This window comes from Mesorhizobium sp. M7D.F.Ca.US.004.01.2.1 (assembly GCF_003997785.1).
GTDB classification, from domain to species: Bacteria; Pseudomonadota; Alphaproteobacteria; order Rhizobiales; family Rhizobiaceae; genus Mesorhizobium; species Mesorhizobium loti.
This window is the reverse complement of sequence record NZ_RZRQ01000034.1, coordinates 1-22,230: the sequence shown is the minus strand read 5'-3', so window position 1 is coordinate 22,230 and position 22,230 is coordinate 1. Positions and strand designations below refer to the sequence as shown.

The following is a 22,230-nucleotide window of genomic DNA, read 5'->3' as shown; positions in this document are numbered from 1 at the left end:
TTCGACCAGCATAGGTCAACGAGCGGTGGAGAGGCTGGTTGCCTATTTCAGTACGCGGTCCTTGCGTCGAAATATGCGAAGTTGTATCTCGCGCCAACGCGTCATCACCTTTTCCTCGAAGCGATCTCGTCTAAATTTAACGCAATGAATGTCCTCGATCAGGAAGACATCGTCCTTGGATGCGACTGCCTCCAAGAACCGGGGAGACCGAACGGCCAGATTGACCTCGTTCTCACGCGAAGTTTGACCGATCAATTGGTAAAAGGTGAACATTGCATAGCAATAATTGTCGAATGTCTCGAACTCTGAAAAGTCTGCAACGCGACAGTCGTCCAAGGTCATTAAAGGGTAGCTGTACGGACTGCGCCTGTTCGGGTTTTGCCTAATGTGCGGCAGCTGGAGGGTCTTGGTGGCGCCGACCTCCTCCAGCACCGAGGTACTCCACTCCCAGCAGCTGATGTAACTGTGAAAGAAGGCTTCGCGCACCACACTATGTTCGTCTGGCAGCCACTCGTTGTGCGCTCGCTCGGCGTCGATTAGCCGGTAAACGTCGAATAGAAACTCGTATATGAGTGCAGCCACCGTCGCGTTTCGCATTCCTCAACCTCAATTATGCGACCCGGCTGTTCCCTCGAAAACAATAAACCGCCCTATGGGCTGAATTGACGGCGAAGGTTACCGCCGCAGCACCGCGCTCAACACATCGCGGATGCCGATGGCGCCGACAAATCGCGATTGATCATCGAACAGTGCCACCGGTGCAGTCTGCGAACGGTGCATGGCCAGCATCACGGTTTTCAGCGAGGTGCCGGGATTGGCCCAGAACACCTGCGCCAGTTCCTCCGGCTGGCCCTCGACGTCGGCGCATGACACCCAGACCGCCGGCTTGCCGTCGCGTTCGGCCGCCGCCACCAGCCCGTGATCGTCGATCTTGAAGCGCGTCGTCTTGCGCCGGTCGAGCCACACCCAGCCATTGTCGCCATGCTCCAGATCGCGACGGTCGCGCATCACGTTCCAGGCGGTCAGCACCGATAGCGGGTTCACATTGGCGATGAAGTCGCGGACATAGTCGTTGGCCGGGCGCAGCACGATATCTTCCGGCGCGCCGGTCTGCACGATGCGGCCGCCCTCCATGATGGTGATGTGGCTGCCGATCTTCAGCGCCTCCTCGAGGTCGTGGCTGACAAAGATGATGGTCTTCTTCAATTCGGCCTGCAGCTGCAGCAACTCATCCTGCAGCTTGGTTCGGATCAGCGGGTCGAGCGCCGAGAACGGCTCGTCCATCAACAGGATCGGCGCCTCGGTTGCGAAGGCGCGGGCCAGGCCGACGCGCTGCTGCATGCCGCCCGACAGCTCATGCGCGTATTTCTTCGCCCACTGGTCGAGATTGACCAGCTTGAGCTGGCGTTGCACGCGCTCCTTGCGCTCGGCTTCCGGCACGCCGGCGAGTTCGAGGCCGAGGCCGACATTTTCCTCCACCGTGCGCCAGGGCAGCAGGCCGAACTGCTGGAACACCATCGCCACCTGTTTCTGCCGCAGCCGCCGCAAGGTCGCCTGGTCGCAAGTGACGACATCGACGGTCTTGTCGCCATCCTTGACCAGCACCTGGCCGCGCGACACCACATTCAGCCGGTTGACCGCCCGCAGCAATGTCGACTTGCCCGAGCCGGAGAGGCCCATCAGCACCGAGATCTCACCCTCGTTCACGGTCAGGCTGGCGCCGGCGCAGCCGAGCACATTGCCGGTCTTTTCGAGGATCTCGGCGCGGGTGGCGCCGGCATCGATCATCGCCAGCGATCCGGCCTGGTCGGCGCCGAAGACGATATCGACGTTCCTGAAATCGACGGCGACGGTCATTTCTTGCCTCCAACCGCAATTCGGGTCATCCGGTCGAGCACGATGGCGAGCACAACGATTGCCAGGCCAGCCTCAAGCCCGAGATCGATGCGGCGTGAGCCGAGCGCCCGGTTGATCTCGGTGCCGAGGCCGCCGGCGCCGATCAGTGCGGCGAACACCACCATCGACAGCGACAGCATGATCGACTGCGTCAGGCCGGCCATGATGGTGGGCAGCGCCGAGGGCAGTTCCACCTTCCACAACAGCTGGCTCTTGGTAGCGCCGAAAGCCTCGCCGGCCTCGACGATCGACTTCGGCACCGAGACGACGCCGAGATGGGTGAGCCTGACCGCGGTCGGAATGACGAAGATGATGGTGACGATGAGGCCGGGCGCGTTGCCGAGACCGAACAGCGTCAGCACCGGGATCAGGTAGACGAAGGTCGGCAGCGTCTGCATCAGGTCGAGCACCGGCAGCATGACGCGATAGACCTTCGGCTTGTGCGCCGCCCAGATGCCGAGCGGCACGCCGATGGCCATGGCCATGGCAGCGGCCGCGACGACCAGCACCAGCGTCTGCACCGTCTGCTTCCACAGGTTCTGGTTGATGATGAAGATCAGGCCGAGAAAGACGCCGATGGCGAGCGGCCGCGAGCGCTGCAGCAGCCAGGCGATGACGGCGATGATCAGCGCCAGCAGCACCGGCGGCACCATCAGCAGGATGCCGACCAGCCCGTCGAGCAGGAAATTGAGGCCATTCGAAAAGGCCCTGAACACAGTGTCGAAATTGTCGGTGAGGAAACCGAAAAACGCCTTCCCCCAGGCGCCGATCGGAATCTTGTGATCGACCATGAATTTCGAAATCGGATCCATATCGCCCCTCTCGTGCAGGAGACCGCCCTGCCCTCGGCCTCAACGGTAGCAACGTCATCTTGTCACAGGATATGAAAAAGGGCAGCCTTTTCTAAGATGGCTGCCCTTCCTGGTTCGGCTTTGCCGAATTCAGTCGGCTCAGCTTCCGAGCGCGGTCTTGACGGCAGCGGCCGCGTCGCCACCGTCGAAGGTGGTTACGCCGGCGATCCACGGGGCAACCGCGTCCGGGTGCTTCTTCAGCCAGTCGGCCGCCACCGTGTTGGCGTCGCCGCCCTTGAGGATCGCGTCCATCATCTGGCCTTCCATGTCCAGGTTGAACTTGAGGTTGGCGATGAATTTGCCGGCATTCGGGCACTCAGTGGTGTAGCCCTTGCGCACATTGGTAAAGACGGTGGCGGCGCCGAAGCCGCTGTCGCCCATGCCGTCGAGATAGGTGATCTTCATGGCGCCCATCACCGGATGCGGCGTCCAGCCGAGGAAGGCGATCCACTCATTGTTCTTCATCGACTGCTCGGCCTGCGTGAGCATGCCGGCCTCCGAGGATTCGACCAACTCGAAGCCTTCGAGATTGTCCTTCGGGTTCTTGATCATGTCGAGGATGATGCGGTTGCCGTCATTGCCGGCCTCGATGCCGTAGATCTTGCCGTTGAACTTGTCCTTGAACTTGCCGATATCGGTCAGCGACTTGACACCGGCATCCGCGACATAGGTCGGCACGACAATGCCGTAGCCGGCGCCGGTCAGGTTCGTGCTGATCGTCTCGACCGAGCCGTCGGCGGTGTAGTCCTTGATGTCGTTGGTCATCGACGGCATCCAGTTGCCGAGGAACACGTCGAGATCCTTGTTCTTCAGCGACGCCATGGTCACCGGCACCGACAGCTGGATCGTCTGCGGCTCGTAGCCGAGCGCGGTCAGCAGCACCGAAGCGATGCCGGTCGTCGCCTGGATGTCGGTCCAGCCGACATCGGAAAGACGCACTGCCTTGCAGCTTGCCGGATCACCGGCGAAGGCAGCGCTCGTGGACAACAATGCCGCCAGGCCGAGGCCAGCGACGAAGGAATTCATGCGCGACATAGATATTCTCCCATTGTGATTCTTTGGCGAAGCGTAGTCACGGTTTCTCTGCCCGCCTTGTTTCGTCAGCCAAACACCATTCTGGTGTGGATTCAAGCGTTAAGGCAATCACGATCAACGGCGCGGGCTGGCCAATCAGCGACACGACCGACGCTTTTGTCGTGCCAGACAGCTTTTTCAGAGACAGGTCGGCTTTTTCAGGGGAATGCCGGCGGCGGCCCCTCCCCGTATCAGGCCAACTCGGCATAAGGTCTGTTTAGATTCAGGTCAGGCCGAGACGAAAATGGTGGACTCCGAGAACCGGAGCGGAGCGTACTTTCGGGTACGTGAGCACAGTTCTACCGCGACGCGGTAGAACGGGGAAGCGCAGGAACCGCCATTTGCAGGCCGGCATCACCTGAATATCAACAGACCGTAGGACGGCATGGCCAAACTTTACTTCCACTATGCAACGATGAATGCCGGCAAGACGACGATGCTGTTGCAGGCGTCGTATAATTATCGCGAGCGCGGCATGGGCACGATGCTGTTCGTCGCCGGCCACTACCGCAAGGGCGATACCGGCCTGATCTCGTCGCGCATCGGCCTGGAGACGGAAGCCGAGATGTTCCGCGACGGTGACGATCTGTTCGCCCGCGTCGCCGATCACCACGCGCATACATCGGTGCATTGCGTCTTCGTCGACGAGGCGCAATTCCTCGAGGAAGAACAGGTCTGGCAGCTCGCCCGCATCGCCGACCGCCTGAACATTCCGGTCATGTGCTACGGCTTGCGCACCGATTTCCAGGGCAAGCTGTTTTCAGGTTCGCGCGCGCTGCTGGCCATAGCCGACGATTTGCGCGAAGTGCGCACCATCTGCCGCTGCGGCCGCAAGGCGACGATGGTCGTGCGCCTCGGCCCCGACGGCAAGGTGGCCAGGCAAGGCGAACAGGTGGCGATCGGCAAGGACGTCTATGTCTCACTCTGCCGCCGCCACTGGGAGGAAGAGATGGGCCGCGCCGCGCCCGACGACTTCATCGGCTTTATCAAGCGCTGACCAGGTTCATACGGTCGAAACACGCGATCTCGGAAACCGCCAACCAAGCCGCACGCCAAGTGTTGCCAGTGCGATCAGCGCCATGCCGGCAGCCTGCGCCAGCCCGAGCGGATGCCCATAGATCGCCCAGTCGACGATGATGGCGACGACGGGGTAGATGAAGGTGATGACGCCGATCACCGGTGTCGTCAGGCGCGGAAAGGCCGAATTCATCAGCACGTAGGCAACGCCGGTGTGCAGCACGCCGATGCCGAGTAGCCAGCCCCATGACGCAGGCGCAATATGTTGGCCGACGTCAGCGAACGGGGCGAGCATGACGACCCCCACCACCGTCTGGCAGAGTACCGTGATTTCGGCGCGCTGCTGGCCAAGGCCTTTGGCCAGGATCGTTGTAACGGCATAGAGCATTGCGCCGCCCAGCGTCAGCGCAATGCCCGGCGCCCAGTTGGCATCGGCATGGCCGTGCGCGAAGACGAGGCCGCTGGCCAGCACGACGCCGAGAAACGCACCGAGCATCCACAGCAGTTGGTCGGGCGAGATGCGCTCCTTGAGGAAGACGACACCGATCAGGACCACGAAGAACGGCTGGATATGGTAGATAATCGTCGTCGTGGCGATCGACGTCATGGCGAAGCCGGCGAAGAAGGCTGTCCAGCTCAGCACCATGCAGACGCCGGCAAGTGCCGCAAGGGCAAGCCGGGACGGCGACAGCGTCCGGTCCGGCAGATAGCCGCGCAACAGGCACCATACGAAAAGGAACAGCGCGCCGAACACACATCGCCAGAAGACGACGGCGACGGGATGCAGCCCCGATTCCGTGGCGAAGGCGCCGACCGTGCCGGCGATAACCATTGCCAGAGCAAGGCTCGCGGCCGGAAAGCGGGCTGTCGAGGCGTCTGTCATGGGTGTTTCGTCCAGCCGGTACTCCCAGCCATCTGGTCACCGGCACGGCCTTCAAACAAGCGAATAGATTTGGAATGATCTATTCGATATGCTGATAGCACCATGGCCGCGCCACTCGATCTCAACTTGCTGAAAACCTTCGTCGCCGTCGTCGAGAGCGGCAGCCTTTCCAATGCAGCACCCAGGGTCGGCCGCAGCCAGTCGGCCGTCAGCATGCAGATGCAGCGGCTGGAGGAGATGGTCGGCAATCAGCTCCTGGTGCGTGGCCCCAGAACCGTCATCCCCAATGCCGTCGGCGAGGATTTCCTGATCTATGCGCGCCGGTTGCTGAAGCTTTCCGATGAGGCATGGGCGAGCGTCACCCGGCCGAAGGAGACCGGCAGCGTCCGTCTGGGTGTGCCGGACGACTATGCTGCCTTCCTGTTGCCACCCGTGCTGTCGCGCTTTGCGGCGGAGCACCCCTTGGTGACGGTGGAATTGATCTGCGAACAGTCGACCGCACTGGTGAAGACGCTGGCGGAGGGGCGGCTGGATCTCGCCATCGTCACCCGCTTGCCGGAGCAGCCGCTGGAGGTCATCCGGCTGGAGCGCTTCGTCTGGGTCGCCTCACCCAACCATGTCGCCTGGGAGACCGACCCGCTTCCGGTTGCCTTGTTCGAACCGGGCTGCGCCGCCAGGATGAATGTCCTGCAGGCGCTTGGCGATGTCGACCGCTCCTACCGCTGCACCTATTCAAGCGCCTCTCTGCTTGGCCTGATCGCGGTCGTCCAGGCCGGGCTCGCGGTGGCTGGCCTCGCCCTGCGCAGCGTACCGCCATCGCTGCGCATCATCGGCGGCAATGAAGGGCTTCCGGTGCTGCCGGACCTCGAAATCGGCATCCTGCGCAACCCTCTGTCGATGACGCCGGCGGTCGAACGGCTGAATGACTTCCTGCGCCGCGACCTGGCACAGCAGGCCTGACTTGCAATACCATTGTCAGGGCCTGTCTTCCGCAATCCCGCCACGATGCAGCGTTTGTTAAGGCCTCGGCCCTATAAGGCCGACAGCCAGAGCTCTCCGGGGTCAGCCATGTTTCGAGCCGCTTCGTCCGCCAGCTTTCTTCTCCTTGCCACCTCCCTTGTCCTTGCCACCTCCCTTGCCGCCCATGCCGGCGGTGACCCGGCCCTGGGCAAGAAGGTCTTCAACCGATGCATCGCCTGCCATGAAGCGGCCACCGACCGCGACAAGGTCGGCCCGCATTTGATGGGCGTCGTCGGCCGCACCGCCGGTAGCGCCGAGAGTTTTCTTGGTCACTACTCCGAGGCGATGAAGAGTGCCGGTGCTGCCGCCCTGGTGTGGGATGAAGCCAATCTCGCCGAGTATATCAAGGCCCCCAAGCTGAAAGTGCCCGGCAACAAGATGGCGTTTGCCGGCCTGACCAAGGACGACGACATCGCCAATGTCATCGCCTATCTGAAGGCCGATCCCAAGCCCTGATCCGCTGTTCGTCCGCCTCTGTAAAGCCGGCTTTCGCGTCGCATATCGCGGCCACGATTGCTTCAGTGGTTTGCCGAATACAAAGGCATCCATGCGCCATCGCTTTGCCGCATGAAAGTTCAATGACAGCTGAACTATGCCTAACCGGCAAGCTAATCACGCCATGACCCCACCTTCACTAACTTTCAAGACCGCGACGGATTCTTTTGTTTTCGAGGCGGGTGTTGTCTTGCGTCTTTCAATCCCCGGATGCCCCACATATATTCGCCGCTGTTCGCGACCAGCGACGTGATGCCGAAGCGGGAGGCCCCAATGGCGACATTGCAGAATTTCGACGCCGAAATTGCCAAGACCAAGCAGGTCGTGCAGGACATGCGCACCAAGATCGAGCAGTCCGGCACCGTGCTTGATACGCTCGCCACCGCCGACAAGAAGATCGGCGACGCCAATTTCGACATCGAGAACGCCCGCATCGAGGACGTGCTGAAGCAGCAGAAGGTGATGGAAGGCAACATCGCCGACCTGATCATCGGGCTGGAGGACGCCACCAACGTCTTCGGCGCCGAGTTCGAGAGCATGAAGAACTACACCGGCTGGGAAAAATTCATCGGCGTCTTCTCCAGCCAGAGCAAGCAGCGCATGCGCACCGACCGCGTCCGCAACATGTCGCTGGCCGGCAATCTGCAGGAACTGCTGGTCAAGTCAGACACCATCGTCGGCATCCTGAAGGCGCAAAAAGAAGTCCTCGATCAGCGCTACAAGACCTCCGAGACCAGCCTGTCGCAGGTCATCGAGCGCCGCAAGACCACGATGACCAACCTCGAAGCCGTGCAGAAGCGCATCGAGGAACTCAATCCGATGCTGCTCGACATCGAAAACAAGATCGCAGCCTCGACCAGCCAGAAGGACCGCACGCAGCTCGAAGGCGACCGCTCCAAGCTGGCGACGGAATACAACGAAAAGCAGGCCAAGGAGCAGGAACTGCTGGCCGAAAGCCAGACGCTCGAGCGCTACACCTCGATGTTCCAGACCTTCGTTGATTCGCTCAACAACCAGATCGCCGCGCAATCGACGCTGATCAACAAGCTGACCATCGATACCGAGCAGCGCATCGTGCTCTACAAGGCGCTGGAAGATTCGCTGAAGACCGCCGCCCAGCAGGACGTCGCCCACAAGATCAACACGCTGGGCAGCCAGGTCGACAACACGGCCGAGGAAACCATGGCCGGCATCGGTGCTGCATCGCAGAAGCACATCGGCGACCTGCTCGAGATGCACGAGAAGAACATGGTCGCCAGCGCCGACATCCAGCGCCGCAAGAAGCTGGCCGACGATGCCTTCGCCCGCCGCTTCGACGAGGTGTTGAAGAAGCACAATTCGGCAAACTACGTGCAGTCTTAGGGGTGACAGGACTGCCCGCGAGCGCACAGGCATGACCCCCGAAAACGAAGCGGCTGCACGGTATTTCTCCGCCATCACGGCCGCGCTCAGCGGCCTTGAAGTGTTCATGCGCGACGATCGCTCGCCGCTCTACCGGCATGGCATCGTCGCCAAGATCGTCGCCGAATACATTGCCCGGCTCGACAAGTCGTTTGCCTGCTGGCGCAACCGGCTAGGCTTCATGGACACGTTCCGCATTTCGCGCGCCGAAAGTGGCTTCCCGGTCTTCCAGAACCTGCTCGAACTGGAAAACGATCGCCGCCAGGCCGATGCGCGGCTTGCCAACATTCCGCTGGCCGGCGAGTTGCGCGAGGAAATGGCCGACTTCATCCTGCGCCACAAGGAATTCCCCGAGGCGCTGCAGAAGTCGATGGCCGAGCGGCTCTATCTCGAGGACGTGAAAAGCGAGAACACGTTCGGCCCGTTCACACTGGCGCAAACGGCTAACGTCTCGGTCAATCCGAAGACGGCGCGACCTTATTATCTCGTCCACTGGGCGACGTTCGACGGCAGTGCCAACCTGCCGCTGGTCTACATGGTGACGGTGGAGGATTCTTCCGAAGCGATGATCCGCCAGCTCGTCGACAGAAACGGCAAGCTGAACGAGACGATCGACATTCCGCTGCCGGTCGACGGCCTGCTCAATCCCGAGCTTGCCCACCGTTTCGACGATTTCACAGAGAAGAATTCCGCCTATACGCTGTCGCCGGCGACCATCGCCGTCAACCTCGACAAGGATTTCGAGCCGCTGCACCCCAAGCAGTTGCGTCGCGTCGTGCTCGGCCCGTTCTATTCGGCCGGCATCACCGACAACAATTCGACGGTGACCGAGGTTCTGGCCAAGGTGCGCAAGCCGGAAAATGCCTGGCTGCTGACCTGGACCATCCAGGAGGTCTACTCCAAGGGCGAGAAACCCGGCCGCAAGGGGCTGTTTTCGAGCGAGAAGACGACGCAGGAATTCTTCATCAACACCGACGATCTGGAAGCCGCGCGCCAGGGCGTGTCGAGCTACGAAAACCATGCGCTGATCCCGCACGAAGCCTACCAGGCGCTCTACGCAGCCGGCGAGGCGCAGAAGATTTTTGCCGGCTACAAGGTTCACATCCTGTCCAACGGACAGGTCATCTCAGACGTCTGACCGTCACACCACGGAGCACCCTTCATGGATACCGGCCTGACCACCATCCCGGAAGCCGCCATAGAGAAGCATCGCGCCACCGCGCAGAGCTTCATCACCCGCATTGTCGTGCTGGAGGATCCGTCACGCGAGTCCGGCACAGCACTTGCCGGCACCAACCGCCGCTTCGTCTCCACCGTCTCGGTCGGTTCGGTGCGCCGCACGCGCGAGGTCGAGCTGTCGAAGACAGTCGGCGCCGTCCATCCCGACGACCAGCTGCTGACCATTCCGCAGCACACGCTCTTGTTTCGCGCCCGGCGCGGCACGGCGATCGCGCTGGCCATATCGGACGTCTTTGCCGAAGGCTCGGACCTCGAAAGCCTGCAGGCCAGGAACACGCGCGCACCGCTCGAAGGCGACGAGGCGTCCACCTTCAAGAAGCTTCTGTCGGCCTCGGCTTACATCTCAGCCTTCAGCCTCGCCTCCTATCTGTTCCAGCTGATCGACAGCGACGGCGAGGCGCCCAACGATAGTCCCGAACCGGACTTCCTGTTCGACACGCCGCAGGATGCGGTGAAGTCGATCCTCGCCGGCCTTGACAAGGCAATCTCGGGATCGTCCGACGACGCCGACCTGATGACAAGGGCACGCGCCTTTGCCCGCGTCACCATCGACGGGCTTCTGGCGCGCAAGGGTCGCTTCGACGGCATCGGCCCGTTCGAGAACGCCCATATCCGCATCGATGCCGACGATTTCACCCTCGATGGTTTCGACGTCGCGCCGGGCAAGCGCTCCAAGCCGCTGGTGATGACCTTCAAGAAGCCGGAAGAGGTCGTCGGCAACCACATCGCCAAATACCAGTCGGTCAAGCTCGCTAAGATGCTGATGGCCTACGACTTCGAGCGCGAACTCAATCCGTTCGTCGAGCTCGGCGGCTTCCTGTTCACTTTCATCGGCGACGGCGCGCCCGGCACCGGCAAGACGACGCTGATCCAGATGATCGCCGGCCTCGTCAACGGCTATTGCCAGGTCGCCGGCTATCCCTTCGCCTATGAGAATTTCGGCGTCGACCAGATCTCGTCCTACCAGGGCAAGTCGGGCCAGAACTGCCGCCAGTTCATCAACAATGTGCTGGACCCGCGCGTCATCGGCTTCGGCACTATCGACGACATCGATCAGGTGGCGGCGCGCCGCTCCGACGACCGCGCCTCGGCCGGCCAGCAGGAGATCACAGGCGTCTTGATGGATGCCTTCGCCGGCGCCGCCACCGTGGTGCGCGGCAACTGCTCGTTCGGCATGTTCTCCAACTATCCCGAGAACGTCGACGACGCGCTGCGCCAGCGCGCCGGCGCCCGCTGGCTGGTCGACGGGCCGCAGTCGCGCGACGACTACATCGACATCTTCGTGCTGCTCGCCGGCAAGAACCACAAGATCCCGCTCGGCGACCACGATCTCTACGCCGCGCAGGAAATCCAGCGCGCCGTGACCGAAGCCTATGAGGAACACGAGAAGCCGCAAGAGGACGGGCTGATCAAGGTCTACGAACGCTACATGAAGGAGAACGGCGCGCCGAAGTCGATGGCCGACATCGGCACCTATCTGCACCTGATCAAGGATGCCGAGCCGCGCTTCACCGGCCGCGCCATCAAGAACGTCACCGACGCCATCAAGATGCGCGCCATGGACATCGAGCTTCCCGACGACTGGTTCGAGAAGCCGGAAGTCTTCATGCACAAGGGCTACGACGAGAAGAAAGCGATGATCGAGGAACTGCGCGGACCGTTCTCGATGGACATGGTCATGCAGGAGATCAACCGCTACGCCGATAGCGAGTTCCGCTATTCCGACAAGTCCGACGACTCCGCTGTGCAAAAGCTGCTGCGCGACGCCCGCCTGCGCGAACGGGCCGCGCGCGAGATGGAGGAGATGAAGAAGAAGGGGCTATGGAATGCCTAAAGGTAGGCAATGACCCACGCCAAGAAACCCGATCTTCTGCGCGACAATGAGCTGATCTATGGCCGGCTGCTGACGGTCGACGAGCCGCATCTGATCCAGCGCTATAACAAGGCGCTGGCTGCATTCGGCCTGAAGCCGACCAAGCTGAAGAGCTTCCAGATCGACCGCACCGGCTTCTCGCCCGAAGTGGCCGAGGAATGCGGTGACTATGATTATCTCGATCCCAACGAGGTCAACCGCCGCTTCATCATCCTGACGCCGTCGCAGATCGACCTGCCGGTGGTGCACACCGCCTTCTCCAACACCTCGCAGCTGATGTTCGAGTTCATGTCCAAGAACCAGCGCGCCATCGACGCGCTGACCATCAAGGACGTCATCTACGGCGAGATCGAGGATTCCGTTCCCAAGGTCAACGACATCGAGGACCTGCTGTCGATCAGCCAGGTCGAGTTCAAGGTGCTGTCAGCCGAGGATGTGTTGGGCAAGGCCGCCGAACTCGGCAAGCTCGTCGACCGGCTGAAGCAGGAGCCTGACGCCTGGCGTGACAACGCCATGCTGACCCGCATGGTCGAGCTCGCCAAGATCTGCGGCGACATCCGCGAGAACGCGCTGGTGCCGGACCAGGTGATCTTCCGCCACAACGCCTACTGGACCAGCCATTTCGGCGGCCTTTACGTGTTCGTCGACCCGGACATGACGACGGTGATCAGCGATCCGGCTGCACCTGGCTTTCGCCGTTCGCGGCCGTGGCAGGTCAGCTATCTCTCGATCAACGACGCCGACAAGGTGTTCAAGTTCCTCGCCACCACCGGCCGCATCGAGTTGCCGCGCGCCTCCTGGATCGAGGCCTCAGGCTATCTCGAGCACCGCGCCGAGATGGTGGTGCGCGCGCTGATCCGCGATGCCGAGCCGAACCGCAACCTGACCGATGTCGACAAGGTCTGGCTGCAGACCTGGATCCAGAGCCATGCCGACCTGATCACCAAAGACGGCAACTTTCCCTTCCTCAACGCTGCCAAGCGCGAGATCGCCCAGCTCGGCCACCTCAAGATCGAGGATGTCTTCCCGCAGCAGCGCTTCCTGGTGATCCGCGCCAAGCCGGATCATCCTGACGCCTGGCTGACCAACCGGCTGATCTCGGATTTCGTGCTGTCGGACTTCGTCTCGCGCTACATCTTCAACAAGCAGGGCTTCTACAAGGACTATGACGGCTTCAGCGACGCCTGGCGATCGCATGTTGTGGACGTTCTCAAAACCACATATTTGAAGGACAAGGTGGCGTTTCGCACACGCCTCTACGGCCTGACTGACTAGAGCGGTTCACCGTCTAACGGAAACGCCGAACCGCTCTATCCCGTTGATTTGACGCAATTCCGGACGGAAAACCGTTTCACACTTTTCCTGGAATTGCTCTAGAACGAAATGACCCGTTATTTCGTTCTAACTTGTTGTTTTGGCGCATGATGTTATCCAAAAAGTCTGCAACTTTTTGGCATTATGCTTTGAGGGGGTGACATCGCCATGCTTGATCCGATCGTGAACTTCTTCACCCGGATTTTCCAGTGGATCGGCCGCGGCATCGGCCTGCTCATCGGCGTGATCCTGTGGCCGTTCCTGTGGGCCGGGCGCTGGTACACGCAGCGCGGCTGGATCCTCAAGGCGGCGGTCGGCGTCGCTGTGCTGGTGCTGATCGGCCTCTATGCCAACTTCTTCTACGCCACCCAGTGGTGGAACAATTTCAACCCGAACTATCCCGACACCTACACGTTCGAGAAGCGCAATGTCTCCGCCGGCGAACAGGTCTCGGCGGGCGCCGGCACCGACACCGCCAAGACCTGCGGCAATTCCGGCATCGCCCAGGTAGCCGCCGACCTGACCGACTTCAACGTCAACCAGAATGCCTGGATCTCGTCGATGATCCTCTACAAGCTCGGCTTGTTCGGCATCGACTGGGACAACACGCCGTGGATGGACAACAAGGCTTCGTTCCAGCGCGGCATCAACCAGGCGGTGCGGCGCACCGCGACGGAACTTGCCGACAATCTCGGCCGTGTGCGCACCACCTCGCAGATCGACAGCGATCTGCAGAATGCCCGTGGCAACCTGCAGTTCGACGAGGAGACCTGGTATTTCGGCCTGAATCCGTTCGGCCCCAAGACGCCGACGCCAAGCTACTATCGCGACGCCGTGCGCATGCTGCGTTCCTTCAACGCTCGCCTCGCCACCTGCCAGGCGACGTTCGACGCCCGCGCCGACAATCTGAAACAATATATCGACCGCATCTCGTCCGACATCGGCTCGACCTCGGCCATCCTCAAGGAACGCGCCGAGAACCACAACAATGGCTGGTTCGATTTCCGCGCCGACGACCGCTTCTGGTTCGCCTATGGCCAGCTCTATGGCTATTACGGCCTGATGAAGGGCGCCCAGGCCGACTTCGAGGACGTCATCAAGGAAAAGCATCTGCAGAACCTGTGGGACACGATGGACTCGCAGTTCGTCTCGGCGCTGCGCATCCAGCCCTTCATCATCGCCAATGGCCGCGAGGACGGCTGGATCTTGCCGACGCATCTGACGACGATGGGCTTCTATGTGCTCAGGGTGCGCTCCAACATGGTCGAAATCAGCAACGTACTGACCCAGTAAATCAGCTACGTACGCGGAGCCATGGTCCGTATACTCGCTGAGTCGAGATATAGATCGACTCCCACACGTTTGGCGATCGCTGCCTTGTTTTCGCCGGCCTTCACCCAGCCGGCGTCGGCGGCGTTGTCGAGATCGTCAAATCCGCCGTAGTCTCCTAGATAGAGACGCGATTTTCCTAAGATGGAGTTGAGCCGAGCTTGCAGTTGGTCGTCATTGACCGCCTGGGATGCCGGGTCGGCGAGACCCTTCTGTGACAGAAACCATGAACGGCTTGGATTATTCATCTTAAAGTTCAATTCTGCACTGTTGATCCAGGAAAAGGCCTTCGACCTGTCGTTGAGCCCTACCGAATATGCCGCAACAGAGAAGCCCAGCGCGCGTTGTGCATCAGGCAACGAATTTCCGCGAGAGTAACGATAGATATCGGTCGCATCGATGCCAGAACGCTGTGCAGCATCGGACAGTGACTTTGCCAATTCGGCATAGCTGTCGTTGTCGAGAAATCCAGCATATTCCGACGAATCCTCAATATATTTATCAAATTGTTCCTTATCTATGTTCTCCGAGCCAATCTTCTGTATCAGCCCAATAGCACTCGCAGTAGAAGACACCGAGTTCTGCAAGTAACTCATAATCGAGATATCATCATAGATATGATCGTGAGTATTTTGCGAAGGCTGATTCATCTCCGACGTGCCGATACCGTTCATCGCTGACCATTCCGGAACTGTACCGTCACCCTGACCAAGCGTGGTTTGAAATTCGACTTTCGATTGGTTCAGAGTGGCCGAACCTAAAACTGCCGTCGTATTTTCGAACGTGTTGTCTTTGCGAAGTTTTCCAACGACGTAGCGATACTTAGCCCGGATGGGCTCGCCGACATCTTCTGAAAGGCGTTCGCAAACGACATTGGAGGCCGATTCTATCTTCTTTCCAATATATTCGTACTCGTTTGCCTTTAAACTCTCTGGAAACCGACGCGGGATAGACATCTGTTGCCAGGTGTTCACCAAACTCAAATTCATGATCGATCGATCACCGGTGACACTAACCTTCTCTATGATTCTTTTTGTCTGATTCGCTTGATACGCCTTGCAGTCCGACTTCATGATACTTGTGAACGGTATCAACTCATAAACGCTATCAAATGTAATAGCATCCTCTATCAGAGTGTCGCCGAACAACATACGGAAATACCGATCTCTAGTCATGCTGTTATCACCGGAGAACATCGACGTTACAACCTCCGGAGCACCGAGGAACGGGGTGCCCCCGAAGATGAAATAACTAACTTGTTTGATGTCGATCGGCATTGGACTACCGTCCTTGCACTTCTCGCTCTTGGCAAACGACGTTTTTATCCAAGCGTCGAGGACTAATCCCCCCATGCTATGGGCGACGAAAATATACTTCTTGTATTTCTTCTCCGAAAATTCGCTACAAATATAATCATCGAAGTCACTCGCGCTAGCTGCATTCGAGCGGCGCCAATCGTATGGAAATGAGAGCACTGCTGCATCGGTTGAAAAGCTAAGATTATCTTTGAAATTGGAATACACATTTAGGTCAGAAAAGTTTCCTGCTAGGCGGCCGAATAACCTTTTCCAAAAACCGCTCATATTATTGACCTCGGCACGCCCAAGGAGCTCTGCCTTGGCGGTAGGACAATCTTCCAGAGACAAACCGTCCCCGCCGTAGTGACCGTCACCCCAAATCAACGCATCCTTATATTTTCCGGCCGCAGTGCACGTCAGCTTTGATCCGAAGATACCGGGCAGGAATATGACTGCGATGTTTTCCGAGTAAGCTTGACTGGGCTCCAAATTTTTCTCCCCTGTCGCTGCTGACGACTCGTCAGACGCGACTAGAAGCTGAGCCAAGATGATCGCAGCAATAACGAGAATTGTCCTAATAATCATTGCACCCTCCCCCTGAACTTCGTCCCCTTTACAACCACATTAGCACACCAACGGCGTGCGGCGTAGCCTGTCGCATTCCGTGCATTGTGCGGCTGTTTTGAGACGGCGGAGCGACGCGTCGTCTGGCTTCTATACGGCGCGGCAACGGAGCCAGGAAGAACCGATGACAGGTCGGCCGGTCCGCAGAGGAATTTTCTTCATAGGAAACATAGTTGCATGCAAGTTGACGCCGCGGCCGCGACAGGGTTAGAACATGCCCGCGCCCGGTTCCAACCTGCTTGCCAGTAAGATCAAACCCGTCCCCTCCACCGTCCAATCCAGAGGAAAGCCGTCATGGCCGAAGTGAAGTCCGACATCGAGATCGCGCGCGGCGCCAAGAAAAAGCAGATCCAGGAGATCGGCCAGAAGATCGGCATCCCGACCGAACATCTGCTGCCCTACGGCCACGACAAGGCCAAGATCTCAGCCGAATTCATCAAGTCGGTGAAGGGCAACAAGGACGGCAAGCTGATCCTCGTCACCGCCATCAACCCGACGCCGGCCGGCGAAGGCAAGACCACGACCACGGTCGGCCTTGGTGACGGACTGAACCGCATCGGCAAGAAGGCGATCGTCTGCATCCGCGAGGCGTCGCTCGGCCCGAATTTTGGCGTCAAGGGCGGTGCCGCCGGCGGCGGCTATGCCCAGGTCGTGCCGATGGAGGACATGAACCTCCATTTCACCGGTGACTTCCACGCCATCACCACGGCGCACAATCTGCTTTCGGCGCTGATCGACAACCACATCTACTGGGGCAATGAGCTCGGCATCGACACCCGCCGCGTCGTCTGGCGCCGCGTCATGGACATGAACGACCGCGCGCTTCGCGAGATCATCTGCTCGCTCGGCGGCGTCGCCAACGGCTTCCCGCGCGAAGGCGGCTTCGACATCACCGTCGCCTCCGAAGTGATGGCCATTCTGTGCCTGTCCACCGACCTGAAGGACCTTGAAAAGCGCCTCGGCGACATCATCGTCGCCTACCGTCGCGACAAGTCGGCGGTTTATGCCCGCGACCTCAAGGCCGACGGCGCCATGGCCGTGCTGCTCAAGGACGCCATGCAGCCCAATCTGGTGCAGACGCTGGAGAACAACCCGGCCTTCGTCCATGGCGGCCCGTTCGCCAACATCGCACATGGCTGCAATTCGGTCGTCGCCACCACGACGGCGCTCAAGCTTGCCGACTATGTCGTCACCGAAGCTGGCTTCGGCGCCGACCTTGGTGCTGAAAAATTCTTCGACATCAAGTGCCGCAAGGCTGGACTGAAGCCGGCGGCGGCGGTCATCGTCGCCACCGTGCGCGCCATGAAGATGAATGGCGGCGTCAAGAAGGAAGACCTCGGCAAGGAAAACGTCGAAGCGGTGAAGAAGGGCTGCGCCAACCTCGGCCGCCACATCGAGAATATCCGCCAGTTCGGCGTGCCGGCGGTGGTTGCCATCAACCACTTCTATTCCGACACCGACGCCGAGATCCAGGCGATGAAGGACTATGTCGCCTCGATGGGCGAAGAAGCGATCCTGTGCAAGCATTGGGCCCACGGCTCGGCCGGCATCGAGGAGCTTGCCAACAAGGTGGTGGCGCTGGCCGAATCCGGCGCCTCGCAGTTCGCGCCGCTCTATCCCGATGCCATGCCGCTGTTCGAGAAAATCAACACCATCGTCCAGCGCATCTATCGCGGCTCGGAAGCGATTGCCGACAAGTCGGTGCGCGACCAGCTCAAGGCCTGGGAAGACGCCGGCTACGGCCACCTGCCGGTCTGCATGGCCAAGACCCAGTATTCCTTCTCGACCGACCCGAACCTGCGCGGCGCGCCGACCGGTCACACCGTGCCGGTTCGCGAGGTCAGGCTTTCGGCCGGTGCCGGCTTCGTCGTCATCATCTGCGGCGAGGTCATGACCATGCCCGGCCTGCCCAAGGCTCCGTCCTCGGAAAAGATCTTCCTCAACGAGGCCGGCCAGATCGAAGGCCTGTTCTGAGACTTTGCAGTTTCGACGAAAAGGGCGCCGCAGCGATGCGGCGCCCTTTTCGTTTTCGGATCGCCCTAGGCAGCGCTGCGTGACAGCGCCCGCTGGTTGGAGCCGAAGATCGTGTCACGTTCCGGCAGCGCGCCTGTCTTCAGGCACTCGACCCATTCGGCGGTCTTGAGCACGGCGGCGAAGCGCGACTGCAGGATGATCGTCACCACGCGGTGGATCTCCTCGGCCGAGGCGTAGCCGGCGCTGTTGGCGTAAGGCACCGAGCCGGTCGCATCCGACAGGAACTCGACGGCAAAGCCCATATGCACGGCGTGGATGATGGTCGACAGGTCGCAATTGTGCGTCATGTAACCGACCACGGTGATCGTATCGATGGCGTTGGCACGCAGCCAGTCCTCGAGGTCAGTGCCGGTGAAGGCGGAGGGCAGGTTCTTTTCGACATAATGATCGCGCTTACGCCTGGCGATTTCGGGATGGAGTTCGCCGCCATGGCTGCCCTTGGCGAAGATCGGCGATGTCTCGGGCGCCATCTGCTTGACGACCACCACCTTGATACCGGCAGCAGTCGCTGCATCCATGGCGCGCGCCACATTGACGACGCTGTCGCGGAATGACGGATGCTGGATGGCGAGATTGCCGCCGTCATAGTCGTTCTGCACATCGACGACGATCAGCGCCCGGCGCGGCGTGGTGTTGGCTGGGTCAGACATGGTGTTTTCCTTTCCGGCTTGAATGCGATGGATCAAAAATAGGCGGGTTCCCAGACAGTCGAAAGTGGCCCGATTGACATCACTCGAAAGAATTGGGACAATCCGCTTTCAACTGCCGGAAGCAAACATGACCAACCCGACCATTGCCGTCCTCGCCTTCGACGGCATCAGCCCGTTCCATCTTTCCGTGCCGTGCTTGGTCTTCGGCGAGGACAGGACGGCGCTTGGCCTGCCGCGCTTCGACTTCCGCATCTGCGCGGCCAAGGTCGGCCCGATCCACACCGAGGCCGGACTGACCGTTGCGGCGCCGCATGGGCTCGACGGGCTCGACGGCGCCGACATCGTCATCATCCCAAGCTGGCATCATCTGGGCGAACCGGTGTCGCCGCTGTTGATGGAGACACTACGCAGAGCGCACGGGCGCGGCGCCTTGATCGTCGGCCTGTGCCTCGGAACCTTCGCCATTGCCGCGGCCGGGCTGCTTTCGGGCCGCCGAGCCGCGACGCACTGGGCCTATTCCGAGCAGTTGCAAACACTCCATCCCGACATCGCCGTCGATGCCACGGTGCTCTATGTCGACAATGGCGACGTCGTGACCTCCGCCGGCGTCGCGGCCGGCCTCGACTGCTGTCTCCATATCGTGCGCGCCCGCTATGGCGCGGAAGCAGCACTCCGGCTCGCCCGCCAGATCGTCCTTTCCCCGCATCGGCAGGGCGGGCAGGCGCAATTCATCGAGCATCCGGTGGCAAGAAGCGCGGACGCCGACCGTTTCGCCCAGGCCCTCGACGCGGTTCGAGCGACGCTTAGCGAGACGCACAGCCTCGACAGCGTCGCCGAGGCCGCAGGCCTCGCCCGTCGCACCTTCACCCGCCGATTCCAGAAATCGATCGGCACCAGTTTCGGCGAATGGCTGGCCAGCCAGCGGATCGAACTGGCGCAGCGCCTGCTGGAGGCAACGGAGAAATCGATGGACATGGTGGCCTTCGAAGCCGGCTTCGGCAGCGCCACGTCGCTGCGCCAGCATTTCGCCGCAAGGCTCAAGACATCGCCGGCACAATACCGGCGTGAGTTCTCCAGGCGGGCTGATCAGGACGAGCGCATGACGTACGTCCTGTCGTCCTGATCTGTTCAGTTCCGCTTGACCGCTCGTGCCGGATTGCCGACCACGGTGGTGTTCGCGGCCACGTCGCGCGTCACCACCGCGCCGGCGCCGACGATGGCACCTTCACCGATGCTGACGCCGCCAAGGATGACGGCTGAGCCGCCGATCCAGGCATCGGCGCCGATCTCGACCGGCCTGGCGATCTCCAGTCCGGCCTGCCGCCCACTGGCCGCCTTGTGGTGCTCGGCGCAGTAGATCTGCACATTGGGGCCAAGCAGCGTTGCCTTGCCAATACGCACGTTTGCCGAGTCGAGAATGGTGCATCCGGCATTGAGGAAGACGCCATCTCCGAGGAAGATGTTGAAACCATAGGCGCAGTGGAACGGCGCTTCGATGCGAGCCCCCTCGCCGGCTTTGCCGAGCAGAGCCTTCAGGCCAGGCCCGAGGTTTCCGCGCTGACGGGGTGGCAGCGAATTGTGTTCGAACACGGCGTCACGCGCTATTACCCGCAATGCCTCCAGTTCGTCGTCGAGGCACGTGTACCATTGGCCGGCCGCCATCTTTGCGCGCTCGCTTCCAGCCATGACGATGTCTCCCTGTGACGTCACTGCCAAAGCACAATTGCAGTGAACGGGAAGGTGCCAGCATCCGGCAGCATCGTGCGCGAAAATCCATTCTGATTTTTCGGAGTCATGCGCTGGTCAAATGCCGGTCCTATGCTAGCCTGCTGTTGCCGGGCCGTCCTAGCCCGGTGATCGAGGGGGATCAACCATGCTGTATATTCTCGCACTTCTGATCGGGGTCATTGCCGGTCTTCGCGCCATGACCGCACCGGCCGCCGTTGCCTGGGGTGCTTATCTCGGCTGGCTGCCGGTTGCCGGCACCTGGGCGAGCTTCATGAGCCATTGGGTGGCTGTCGGCATCTTCACCATCCTGGCCATCGTCGAGCTGGTCACCGACCAGTTGCCATCGACGCCGAGCCGTAAGGTACCGCAGCAATTCGGCGCCCGCATTGTCATGGGCGCCTTCACCGGTGCGGTGATCGGCGCCACCGGTGGCGCCACCATCGGCGGCCTGATTGCCGGCGCCATCGGCGCTGTCATCGGCACGCTGGGCGGCGCCGAAGCACGCGGCCGGCTCGCGGCCGCCTTCGGCAAGGATCAGCCCGCCGCCTTCATCGAGGACGCGGTGGCGATTATCGGCGGCCTGCTGATCGTAGCGGCGGTGGTATGACGGCCAAGACCTTCGACGCCATAATCATCGGCGCCGGACAGGCCGGCCCTTCGCTGGCCGGTCGGCTGAATGCCGCCGGCATGAACGTGGCGCTGATCGAGCGCAAGCTGATCGGCGGCACCTGCGTCAACACCGGCTGCATGCCGACCAAGACCATGGTCGCCAGCGCCTATGCCGCGCATCTGGCGCGCCGCGCCGCCGACTACGGAGTGACGCTCGGCGGTCCAGTCGGCGTCAATTTCAAGGCGATCAAGGCACGCAAGGACAAGGTGACGATCGACGCGCGCACCGGGCTCGAGACCTGGATCGCCGGCATGGACAAATGCACGCTCTATCACGGTCATGCGCGTTTCGAATCTGCCAACACGGTGCGCGTCGGCGACGACCTTCTGACCGCCGAGAAGATCTTCCTCAACACCGGCGGCCGCGCCTCGGTGCCCGCCCTGCCCGGTATCCACGACATCGACTATCTGACCAATTCCTCGATGATGGATCTCGACGTGCTGCCGCGCCATCTCATCGTCGTCGGCGGCAGCTACATCTCGCTCGAATTCGCACAGATGTTCCGCCGCTTCGGTAGCGAAGTTACCGTCATCGAGAAGAGCCCGCGCCTGACCGGCCGCGAGGACGAGGATGTCTCCGCCGCCATCCTGTCCATCCTCGAAAACGAAGGCATATCGGTTCATACCGGCGCCGACGACATCGCTTTCGCCAAACAGGGCAAGGACATTGCCGTGACCTTCTCGGCCGGCAAACCACCGGCGGTTGGCTCGCATGTGCTGCTGGCTCTGGGACGGACGCCCAACACCGACGATCTCGGCCTCGACAGGGCCGGCGTCGAGGTCGACAAGCGCGGCTTCGTCACCGTCGACGACCAGCTGCGGACCAGCGTACCCG

General features: G+C 61.0%; 20 protein-coding genes. 12 read left to right on the top strand and 8 right to left on the bottom strand.

The annotated features are described in order from the left end of the window. Nucleotides 1-42: 42 nt before the first annotated feature. The 4 genes from EN993_RS08225 to EN993_RS08210 form a co-directional block, all read right to left on the bottom strand. Nucleotides 43-582 (bottom strand): hypothetical protein, encoded by a 540-nt coding sequence (locus EN993_RS08225; RefSeq protein WP_245468696.1) that lies wholly within the window; start codon nt 580-582, stop codon nt 43-45. Nucleotides 583-675: 93 nt separating this feature from the next. Further along, nucleotides 676-1,857, bottom strand: coding sequence for a choline ABC transporter ATP-binding protein (gene choV, locus EN993_RS08220; protein WP_127262899.1), 1,182 nt, complete (start codon nt 1,855-1,857; stop codon nt 676-678). Next, the gene (choW, locus tag EN993_RS08215) at nt 1,854-2,708 is read right to left on the bottom strand and encodes a choline ABC transporter permease subunit (protein WP_013529957.1); all 855 of its coding nucleotides are present in this window, start codon (nt 2,706-2,708) and stop codon (nt 1,854-1,856) included. Before choW ends, choV begins: the two co-directional genes overlap by 4 nt. A 138-nt stretch (nt 2,709-2,846) precedes the next feature. After that, nucleotides 2,847-3,782, bottom strand: coding sequence for a choline ABC transporter substrate-binding protein (locus tag EN993_RS08210; protein ID WP_127262898.1), 936 nt, complete (start codon nt 3,780-3,782; stop codon nt 2,847-2,849). Nucleotides 3,783-4,206: 424 nt separating this feature from the next. Here EN993_RS08210 and EN993_RS08200 point away from each other — a divergent pair, with 424 nt between their 5' ends. Continuing rightward, the gene (locus tag EN993_RS08200; protein ID WP_127262896.1) at nt 4,207-4,818 is read left to right on the top strand and encodes a thymidine kinase; all 612 of its coding nucleotides are present in this window, start codon (nt 4,207-4,209) and stop codon (nt 4,816-4,818) included. Between the two features lie 6 nt (nt 4,819-4,824). Here the strand turns inward: EN993_RS08200 and EN993_RS08195 are convergent, their stop codons facing one another. Next, nucleotides 4,825-5,721, bottom strand: a complete 897-nt coding sequence (locus tag EN993_RS08195; RefSeq protein WP_127262895.1) for a DMT family transporter — start codon at nt 5,719-5,721, stop codon at nt 4,825-4,827. 102 nt (nt 5,722-5,823) lie between these two features. Between EN993_RS08195 and EN993_RS08190 the strand changes: the two genes are divergently transcribed. The 7 genes from EN993_RS08190 (at nt 5,824) to EN993_RS08160 (ending at nt 14,356) form a co-directional block, all read left to right on the top strand. After that, nucleotides 5,824-6,681, top strand: coding sequence for a LysR substrate-binding domain-containing protein (locus EN993_RS08190; RefSeq protein ID WP_127262894.1), 858 nt, complete (start codon nt 5,824-5,826; stop codon nt 6,679-6,681). Nucleotides 6,682-6,789: 108 nt separating this feature from the next. Further along, the gene (locus tag EN993_RS08185; RefSeq protein WP_109659681.1) at nt 6,790-7,197 is read left to right on the top strand and encodes a cytochrome c family protein; all 408 of its coding nucleotides are present in this window, start codon (nt 6,790-6,792) and stop codon (nt 7,195-7,197) included. Between the two features lie 312 nt (nt 7,198-7,509). Beyond that, complete coding sequence (locus EN993_RS08180; protein ID WP_109661265.1) at nt 7,510-8,598, top strand: hypothetical protein; 1,089 nt, start codon at nt 7,510-7,512, stop codon at nt 8,596-8,598. A gap of 31 nt (nt 8,599-8,629) precedes the next feature. Beyond that, nucleotides 8,630-9,775, top strand: a complete 1,146-nt coding sequence (locus EN993_RS08175) for a hypothetical protein (protein WP_109659679.1) — start codon at nt 8,630-8,632, stop codon at nt 9,773-9,775. A 24-nt stretch (nt 9,776-9,799) separates the two neighbouring features. Then, complete coding sequence (locus EN993_RS08170) at nt 9,800-11,710, top strand: ATP-binding protein (protein WP_127262893.1); 1,911 nt, start codon at nt 9,800-9,802, stop codon at nt 11,708-11,710. A 9-nt stretch (nt 11,711-11,719) separates the two neighbouring features. Further along, nucleotides 11,720-13,024 (top strand): DUF6638 family protein, encoded by a 1,305-nt coding sequence (locus EN993_RS08165; protein ID WP_127262892.1) that lies wholly within the window; start codon nt 11,720-11,722, stop codon nt 13,022-13,024. A 207-nt stretch (nt 13,025-13,231) separates the two neighbouring features. Then, nucleotides 13,232-14,356, top strand: coding sequence for a DUF2333 family protein (locus tag EN993_RS08160; protein WP_109659672.1), 1,125 nt, complete (start codon nt 13,232-13,234; stop codon nt 14,354-14,356). 5 nt (nt 14,357-14,361) lie between these two features. Here the strand turns inward: EN993_RS08160 and EN993_RS08155 are convergent, their stop codons facing one another. Next, a complete protein-coding gene (locus tag EN993_RS08155; protein WP_127262891.1) occupies nt 14,362-16,275 on the bottom strand; it encodes a hypothetical protein in 1,914 nt (637 codons plus the stop codon). Nucleotides 16,276-16,608: 333 nt separating this feature from the next. Here EN993_RS08155 and EN993_RS08150 point away from each other — a divergent pair, with 333 nt between their 5' ends. Then, complete coding sequence (locus EN993_RS08150; protein WP_109659669.1) at nt 16,609-18,288, top strand: formate--tetrahydrofolate ligase; 1,680 nt, start codon at nt 16,609-16,611, stop codon at nt 18,286-18,288. A gap of 65 nt (nt 18,289-18,353) precedes the next feature. On the opposite strand, the gene EN993_RS08145 is transcribed toward EN993_RS08150, so the two are convergent. Then, the gene (locus EN993_RS08145; protein WP_127262890.1) at nt 18,354-18,998 is read right to left on the bottom strand and encodes a cysteine hydrolase family protein; all 645 of its coding nucleotides are present in this window, start codon (nt 18,996-18,998) and stop codon (nt 18,354-18,356) included. 127 nt (nt 18,999-19,125) lie between these two features. Here EN993_RS08145 and EN993_RS08140 point away from each other — a divergent pair, with 127 nt between their 5' ends. Beyond that, a complete protein-coding gene (locus EN993_RS08140; RefSeq protein WP_127262889.1) occupies nt 19,126-20,121 on the top strand; it encodes a helix-turn-helix domain-containing protein in 996 nt (331 codons plus the stop codon). 5 nt (nt 20,122-20,126) lie between these two features. On the opposite strand, the gene EN993_RS08135 is transcribed toward EN993_RS08140, so the two are convergent. Continuing rightward, a complete protein-coding gene (locus EN993_RS08135; RefSeq protein WP_127262888.1) occupies nt 20,127-20,684 on the bottom strand; it encodes a sugar O-acetyltransferase in 558 nt (185 codons plus the stop codon). 187 nt (nt 20,685-20,871) lie between these two features. On the opposite strand from EN993_RS08135, the gene EN993_RS08130 reads away from it, so the two are divergent. Both EN993_RS08130 and EN993_RS08125 read left to right on the top strand, forming a co-directional pair. Next, nucleotides 20,872-21,333 (top strand): DUF4126 domain-containing protein, encoded by a 462-nt coding sequence (locus tag EN993_RS08130; protein ID WP_127262887.1) that lies wholly within the window; start codon nt 20,872-20,874, stop codon nt 21,331-21,333. Beyond that, a partial coding sequence (locus EN993_RS08125; RefSeq protein ID WP_164757577.1) for a mercuric reductase occupies nt 21,330-22,230 on the top strand: 901 nt, incomplete at its 3' end. The genes EN993_RS08130 and EN993_RS08125, both read left to right, overlap by 4 nt.